This window comes from Acidovorax cavernicola (assembly GCF_003581445.1).
Genome location: NZ_QXMN01000030.1, coordinates 79460 through 86003 on the forward strand (window position 1 = coordinate 79460; position 6544 = coordinate 86003).

The 6544-nt window shown below is 69.7% G+C and carries 8 protein-coding genes; 4 read left to right on the forward strand and 4 right to left on the reverse strand.

The window, feature by feature from the left end; all coding sequences use genetic code 11:
- Positions 1 to 81 precede the first annotated feature (81 nt).
- From secB to nadA, 4 genes are read left to right on the forward strand one after another with little or no spacing between them, the layout of a single operon-like run.
- Complete coding sequence (gene secB, locus D3H34_RS21660) at positions 82 to 546, forward strand: protein-export chaperone SecB (protein WP_056578332.1); 465 nt, start codon at positions 82 to 84, stop codon at positions 544 to 546.
- 28 nt (positions 547 to 574) lie between these two features.
- Positions 575 to 1612 carry an NAD(P)H-dependent glycerol-3-phosphate dehydrogenase gene (locus D3H34_RS21665; protein ID WP_119556306.1) on the forward strand — a complete coding sequence of 346 codons (1038 nt, stop codon included), beginning with the start codon at positions 575 to 577 and terminating at the stop codon, positions 1610 to 1612.
- Positions 1613 to 1632: 20 nt separating this feature from the next.
- Complete coding sequence (nadC, locus tag D3H34_RS21670) at positions 1633 to 2511, forward strand: carboxylating nicotinate-nucleotide diphosphorylase (RefSeq protein ID WP_119556307.1); 879 nt, start codon at positions 1633 to 1635, stop codon at positions 2509 to 2511.
- Positions 2512 to 2517: 6 nt separating this feature from the next.
- The gene (gene nadA, locus D3H34_RS21675) at positions 2518 to 3633 is read left to right on the forward strand and encodes a quinolinate synthase NadA (RefSeq protein ID WP_119556308.1); all 1116 of its coding nucleotides are present in this window, start codon (positions 2518 to 2520) and stop codon (positions 3631 to 3633) included.
- 132 nt (positions 3634 to 3765) lie between these two features.
- Here the strand turns inward: nadA and D3H34_RS21680 are convergent, their stop codons facing one another.
- The 4 genes from D3H34_RS21680 to panB form a co-directional block, all read right to left on the reverse strand.
- Complete coding sequence (locus tag D3H34_RS21680) at positions 3766 to 4128, reverse strand: 6-pyruvoyl trahydropterin synthase family protein (RefSeq protein WP_119556309.1); 363 nt, start codon at positions 4126 to 4128, stop codon at positions 3766 to 3768.
- Between the two features lie 47 nt (positions 4129 to 4175).
- Positions 4176 to 4814 carry a 7-carboxy-7-deazaguanine synthase gene (gene queE, locus D3H34_RS21685; protein ID WP_119556310.1) on the reverse strand — a complete coding sequence of 213 codons (639 nt, stop codon included), beginning with the start codon at positions 4812 to 4814 and terminating at the stop codon, positions 4176 to 4178.
- The gene (panC, locus tag D3H34_RS21690; protein WP_119556311.1) at positions 4811 to 5650 is read right to left on the reverse strand and encodes a pantoate--beta-alanine ligase; all 840 of its coding nucleotides are present in this window, start codon (positions 5648 to 5650) and stop codon (positions 4811 to 4813) included. Before panC ends, queE begins: the two co-directional genes overlap by 4 nt.
- Before the next feature lie 15 nt (positions 5651 to 5665).
- Positions 5666 to 6544: 3-methyl-2-oxobutanoate hydroxymethyltransferase (gene panB, locus D3H34_RS21695; protein WP_286186036.1), on the reverse strand; the 879-nt coding region annotated here is incomplete at its 5' end.

A 6544-nucleotide genomic window follows, 5' to 3' on the forward strand; every position in this document is an offset into this window, starting at 1 on the left:
TAATCGTTTGTTCCTTCATCTGCAGCCCGCTGCGGGACCTTCTCCCCGGCGGGCATTGTTTTGATCCTCGAAAGTTCAGCCATGGCCGACCAGCAAGCCCAAGATCCCGTGTTCCAGATCCAGCGCGTCTACCTCAAGGACCTGTCGCTCGAGCAACCCAATTCGCCCGCGATCCTGCTGGAGCAGACGCAGCCCACCGTCGACATCCAGCTCGGCGTGGACGCCCAGCCCGTGGCCGACGGCATCTTCGAGATCACCGTGTCGGCCACCGTGCAGACCAAGATCGAAGACCGCACCGTGTTCCTGGTCGAAGCCAAGCAAGCCGGCATCTTCGAGATCCGCAACCTGCCGGAAGACCAGATGGGCCCGATCCTGGGCATCGCCTGCCCGCAGATCGTCTACCCGTACCTGCGCGGCAACGTCGCCGACGTGATCCAGCGCGGCGGCTTCCCGCCCGTGCACCTGGCCGAAATCAACTTCCAGGCCATGTACGAGCAGCAGCAAGCCCAGGCCGCCGGCCAGGCTGCGCCGACCCTCGCCCAGTAAACCGGCTGCACGACGCCGCCAGCGCACGATGAAGATCTGCGTTCATGGCGCCGGTGCCTGGGGCACGGCCGTCGCGGTCAACGCGGCGGCCCGCCACGAGGTCACGCTCTGGGCGCGCGACGCCGCCCAGGCCGACGCCATGTCGGCCGCGCGTGAAAACACCCGCTACCTTCCCGGGCTGGCATTGCCGGCCGCCCTGACTGTGCGTGCGGGCGACATCGCCCAGGCGCAGGCCGGGGCCGACCTCGTCATCGTGGCCACGCCCATGGCCGCCCTGCGCGAACAGCTGATCGCCCTGCGCGGCACCACCGCGCAGGTGGCGTGGCTGTGCAAGGGCGTCGAGCCCGCGCTCGACAACACCTCTCCCACCGCCTTCGGCCTGCTGGCCCACGAAATCTGGGCGCAGGTCGCGCCCGAACTGAAGGCGGGCGTGCTCAGCGGTCCCAGTTTCGCGCAGGAGGTCGCCGAAGGGCGTCCGACCGCGCTGGTGGCTGCCAGCCCGCACGAAGCCGTGCGCGACGCGCTGGTCGATGCCTTCCATGGCCCGGCGATGCGCGTCTACGCCAACGACGACATCGTGGGTGTCGAAGTCGGCGGCGCGGTCAAGAACGTGCTGTCCATCGCCACCGGGTTGTGCGACGGGCTCGCGCTCGGGCTCAACGCCCGTGCGGCGCTCATCACCCGCGGCCTGGCCGAGATGACGCGCTTCGGCCTCGCGCTCGGCGCCCGCGCCGACACCTTCATGGGCCTTTCCGGCCTCGGCGATCTGGTGCTGACCTCCACCGGCGACCTTTCGCGCAACCGCAAGGTCGGGCTGCTGCTGGCCCAGGGCCGCACGCTCGCGCAGGCGGTCGACTCGCTCGGCCACGTGGCCGAAGGCGTGTACTGCGCGCGCACCGTGGTGCAGCGCGCGCGCGGCCTGGGCATCGAGATGCCCATCTCCGAAGGCGTGGTCGCGCTGCTCGACGGGCAGGTGAGCCCGCGCGACGCCGTGGCGGCCCTGACCGGGCGCGACCCGGTGCCGGAGTCGGTGCAAGCCGGTCCGGCCGGCCGCCTTTCCTCCTAAGAAAACAGAATTCCAGAGACATGAGCCCTCGCTTTGATTTCTCGGCGTCGGCCGTCGCCGCGCTGGCCGAGTCCGACGTCGCCCGCGCCCTGCAGGAAGACGTCGCCGACGGCGACCTGACCGCCTCGCTGGTCGATGCGTCCCGCACGGCCCATGCGCGCGTGCTCGCGCGCGAAACCGCCGTCGTGTGCGGCGCACCCTGGGTCGAGGCCACCGTGCGGCGGCTCGATCCGCAGGCGCGCATCACCTGGCTGTGCGGCGAGGGCGAACGCTGCGCCGCCGATCAGCCCGTGCTCGAAATCGAAGGCGGCGCCCGTGCGCTGCTGACGGCCGAGCGCACCGCGCTCAACTTCCTGCAACTGCTGAGCGCCGTCGCCACCAAGACCGCCATGTACGCCGAGGCTGTGAAGGGCACACGCGCCCGCATCGTCGACACCCGCAAGACCCTGCCGGGCCTGCGCCTGGCGCAGAAGTACGCGGTGCGCACCGGCGGTGGCCTGAACCACCGCATCGGCCTGTACGACGCGGTGCTCATCAAGGAAAACCACATCGCCGCGGCCGGCGGTGTCGCCGCCGCCTTGCGCGCGGTGGCACCTGTGGCGGCGCAGGCGGTCTTCGTCGAAGTCGAGGTCGAGACCCTGGCCCAGCTGCAGGAAGCGCTCGACGCCGGTGCCCGCATGGTGCTGCTCGACAACATGGACCTGCCCACGCTGCGCGAAGCCGTGCGCATCAACGATGCCGTGGGCGAGGCACGCAAGGCCGTGCTGGAGATCTCCGGCGGCGTCACGCTCGACGGCCTGCGCGCCCTGGCCGAAACGGGTGTCGACCGGATCTCGGTCGGCGCGTTGACCAAGGATGTGAAGGCCATCGACTACTCGATGCGCTTCCTGAGCCACTGAACTGCCATGACGACCGCTTCCGTCATCGATGTCGACTACGAACAGCCCGCGCAAGGTGCGGTCTGCGACACGCGCCACGCTTGGGCCCGCGTGCCCCCCGAACCTTCGCCCGATGAACGCATTGCGCTGAAGGACCGCATCCGCCGCCTGCTGCGCGAGCGCAATGCGGTGATGGTGTCGCACTTCTACGTGCACCCCGACCTGCAGGACCTCGCCGAGGAAACCGGCGGCATCGTGAGCGATTCGCTCGAGATGGCGCGCTTCGGCCGCGACCACGCCGCCACCACGCTGGTGGTGTCGGGTGTGCGCTTCATGGGCGAGACCTCGAAGATCCTGTCGCCCGAGAAGCGGGTGCTGATGCCCGACCTCGACGCCAACTGCTCGCTCGACCTGGGCTGCCCGGTGGAGCAGTTCAGCGCCTTCTGCGACCAGCATCCCGACCGCACCGTGGTCGTCTATGCCAACACCAGCGCGGCCGTGAAGGCGCGCGCCGATTGGCTTGTCACTTCCAGCTGCGCGCTCGACGTGGTGGGCGCGCTGCACGCGGCGGGACAGAAGATCCTCTGGGGCCCCGACCGCCACCTCGGCGACTACATCCAGCGCCAGACCGGCGCCGATATGGTGAGCTGGAACGGCGCGTGCATCGTGCACGACGAATTCAAGGCGCTCGAACTCGAACTGCTCATGAAGGAGCACCCGAAGGCCAAGGTGCTGGTCCACCCCGAGTCGCCCTCGGACGTGATCGCGCTGGCGCATGCGGTGGGTTCCACCTCGGCCATCCTGAACGCGGCGCAGCGCATGGACGCGAACGAGTTCATCGTTGCCACCGACACCGGCATGCTGCACAAGCTGCGCACGCTGAACCCCGGCAAGACCTTCATCGAGGCCCCCACGGCCGGCAACGGCGGCACCTGCAAGAGCTGCGCGCATTGCCCGTGGATGGCGATGAACGGGCTGGTCGAACTCGCGAACGCGCTGGAGACCGGCGCGGGCGAAATCCACGTCGATCCGGCGCTGGGCGTGCGGGCGCGGGTGCCGATCGATCGGATGCTGGCGTTCACGGCTGGGCTGAAGAACGGGCAGGCGCCCGGCAGTCTGGTCGCCGGCATCGGCGCGGCCTGAACCTGTCTTGCTCCTTCCCCTTCCGGGGGAAGGCCGGGATGGGGGCTCCCGGCGCTGGATCGGCCGATGGCGATGGATGCGCCGCCGGCCCCCACCCCAACCCCCCCCCGGAAGGGGAGGGGGAAAGATAACTCAGAAATCCACGGTGCAGGAATCGCCCAGCGCCTCGCGCCAGACCCTCACGCGCGCCAGCGACTCCCGCAAATCCGGCAGCGCCTCCGCGATGAACACGCACAGGTTCTCCAGCGTCGGCGGATGCAGCCCCGGCACGTCGTCCAGCAGATGGTGGTCCAGCTGTTCGCGCACGTCTTCCAGCCGGCGGCGCAGCAGGCCCAGGTCGATCACCATGCCCGTCACCGGATCGCGCTCGCCCGTGAGCCACACCTCTGCGTGGTAGGTGTGGCCGTGAATGCGGCGGCTGCCTTCGACTTCGATTTCGCGTTTGAGCGTGTGGGCGGCGTCGAAGAAGAAGCGTTGGCTGATGGTGAAGCGCATCGTCGAAAAAGAAACTCGGAAACAAAAAGGAAAAAGGGGGCGCCGCTTCAGCGGATGCCCGTGATCTTGTGGGTCTGCACGCTCAGGCGCCAGGCGGGCTGCTTCATGCATTCGGCGATGCACAGCTCGGTGTTCGCCACGCGGTCCGGCCCGTCCATGGGCTGCAGGAAACGGTGCGTGAACTCGCCCGTGCGCGCCATGGCGTCGAGGTCGAGGCCGGCCTGCGGCCACACCAGCTTCAGCTCCTGGCCGCGTTGCTGCACCCACGGCGCGCCGGCCTTGGGGCTGATGCACAGCCAGTCGATGCCTGCGGGCGCGGCGACCGTGCCATTGCTCTCGACCGCGATGCGAAAGTGCCGCGCGTGCAGCGCGTCGACCAGCGCCGCGTCGACCTGCAGCAGCGGCTCGCCGCCCGTGAGCACGACCAGCCGGTGATCGGTGTCGCCGGCGGGCCATTGCGCGGCGATGGTGTCGGCGAGCTGGTCGGCCGTCTTGAACTTGCCACCCAGCGTGCCGTCGGTGCCGACGAAGTCGGTGTCGCAGAAACGGCAGACGGCCGTGTCGCGGTCTTCCTCGCGGCCGGTCCACAGGTTGCAGCCGGCGAAGCGGCAGAACACGGCCGGCATGCCGGCCTGGCCGCCTTCGCCTTGCAGCGTGTAGAAGATTTCCTTGACGCTGTAGGTCATGCGAGCGGCGTGTCGATTTCGAGGTTGTCGATGAGCCGCGTGCTGCCCAGCCGCGCGGCGGCCAGCGCCACGAGCGCGTCGCCGGCCTGGGGCGCCTGCAGGTCGGCGCGGCGGCGCAGCACCAGGTAGTCGGGCTGCCAGCCGCGCTGCGCGAGCGATTGCATGGCGCGCGCCTCGAGGGCGGCCACGTCGCGCTCGCCGGCGCGCACGGCTTCGGCCATGGCCTGCAGTGCCTTCGACAGCTGCACCGCTTCGGCACGCTCCGTGGCGCTCAGGTAGCCGTTGCGCGACGAGAGCGCCAGGCCGTCGTCGGCGCGGAAGGTCTCGCCGCCCACGATCTCGATCGGCAGCGCGAACTGCCGCACCATGTGGCGGATCATCATGAGCTGCTGGTAGTCCTTCTTGCCGAATACGGCCACGCGCGGCTGCACGCACTGGAAGAGCTTCATCACCACCGTGCACACGCCGATGAAGAAGCCGGGGCGGAAGTGCCCTTCGAGCAGGTCGGCCAGCACCGGATCGGGGTGCACCTTGCAGGTCTGGGGCTCGGGGTAGAGCGCTTTCTCGTCGGGCGCGAACAGCACGTCGCAGCCGGCGGCGCGCAGCTTCTCGCAGTCGCTCTCCCAGGTGCGCGGGTAGGTGTCGAAGTCTTCGTGCGGCAGGAACTGCAGGCGGTTCACGAAGATGCTCGCGACCGTGGCGTCGCCCAGCGGCTTGGCCTGGCGCACGAGCGCGAGGTGGCCGTCGTGCAGGTTGCCCATGGTGGGCACGAAGGCCGGGCGCTGGCTGCCCGCGAGGTGGCTGCGCAGCTCGTCGATGGTCTTGGCGATGTACATGAGAGGGTTCCTTCCTTACCAGGCGTGGAGGCGGTCGTCGGGGAAGCTGCCGTCCTTGACGGCGCGCACGTAAGACTGCAGGGCCGGCAGCACGCCCGGTGCGTCGGCCATGAAGTTGCGCACGAACTTCGGCATCTTTCCGAGGTTGATGCCCAGCATGTCGTGCAGCACGAGCACCTGGCCCGCGGTGCCCTTGCCGGCACCGATGCCGATGGTGGCGCAGTACTTCAGCTCGGCCGTGAGTTCGGTCGCCAGCGCGGCCGGCACCATCTCGAGCACCAGCATCGCGGCGCCTGCGTCCTGCAGCGCATGGGCCTGCTGCTTGAGCAGCGCGCCAGCGGTGTCGCCCTTGCCCTGCACGCGGTAGCCGCCGAGCGCATGCACGGTCTGCGGCGTCAGGCCGAGGTGGGCGCACACGGGAATGCCGCGCTCGACGAGAAAGCGCACGGTCTCGGTGGTCCAGCCGCCGCCTTCGAGCTTGACCATGTGCGCACCGGCCTGCATCAGCTCGGTGGCGCTGCGCAGGGCCTGCTCGCGGGACTCCTGGTAGCTGCCGAAGGGCAGGTCGGCGATGAGCCACGTCGTGCCCTGCACGCGGCGCAGGCCGCGCGAGACGCTGTCGGTGTGATAGCGCATGGCCTCGAGGCTCACGCCCACGGTGCTGTTCAGGCCCTGGCAGACCATGCCCAGCGAATCGCCGACCAGCAGGCAGTCGATGCCGGCCGCGTCGGCCATGGCCGCGAAGGTGGCGTCGTAGGCGGTGAGCATGGCGATCTTCTCGCCGCGCGCATGCATGTCGGCCAGCCGCGGCAGGCTCACGGGCTTGCGCTGCGCCAGGGGCGAGGCGGGGGGCAGCGTGCCGTAGGGCGTGGCTGCCGGGGCTTCGGACGAAGG

Coding starts and splice junctions, on each gene's coding strand:
- secB (WP_056578332.1), top strand. CDS start 82: ATGGCCGACCAGCAAGCCCAAGATCCCGTGTTCCAGATCCAGCGCGTC.
- D3H34_RS21665 (WP_119556306.1), top strand. CDS start 575: ATGAAGATCTGCGTTCATGGCGCCGGTGCCTGGGGCACGGCCGTCGCG.
- nadC (WP_119556307.1), top strand. CDS start 1,633: ATGAGCCCTCGCTTTGATTTCTCGGCGTCGGCCGTCGCCGCGCTGGCC.
- nadA (WP_119556308.1), top strand. CDS start 2,518: ATGACGACCGCTTCCGTCATCGATGTCGACTACGAACAGCCCGCGCAA.
- D3H34_RS21680 (WP_119556309.1), bottom strand. CDS start 4,128: ATGCGCTTCACCATCAGCCAACGCTTCTTCTTCGACGCCGCCCACACG.
- queE (WP_119556310.1), bottom strand. CDS start 4,814: ATGACCTACAGCGTCAAGGAAATCTTCTACACGCTGCAAGGCGAAGGC.
- panC (WP_119556311.1), bottom strand. CDS start 5,650: ATGTACATCGCCAAGACCATCGACGAGCTGCGCAGCCACCTCGCGGGC.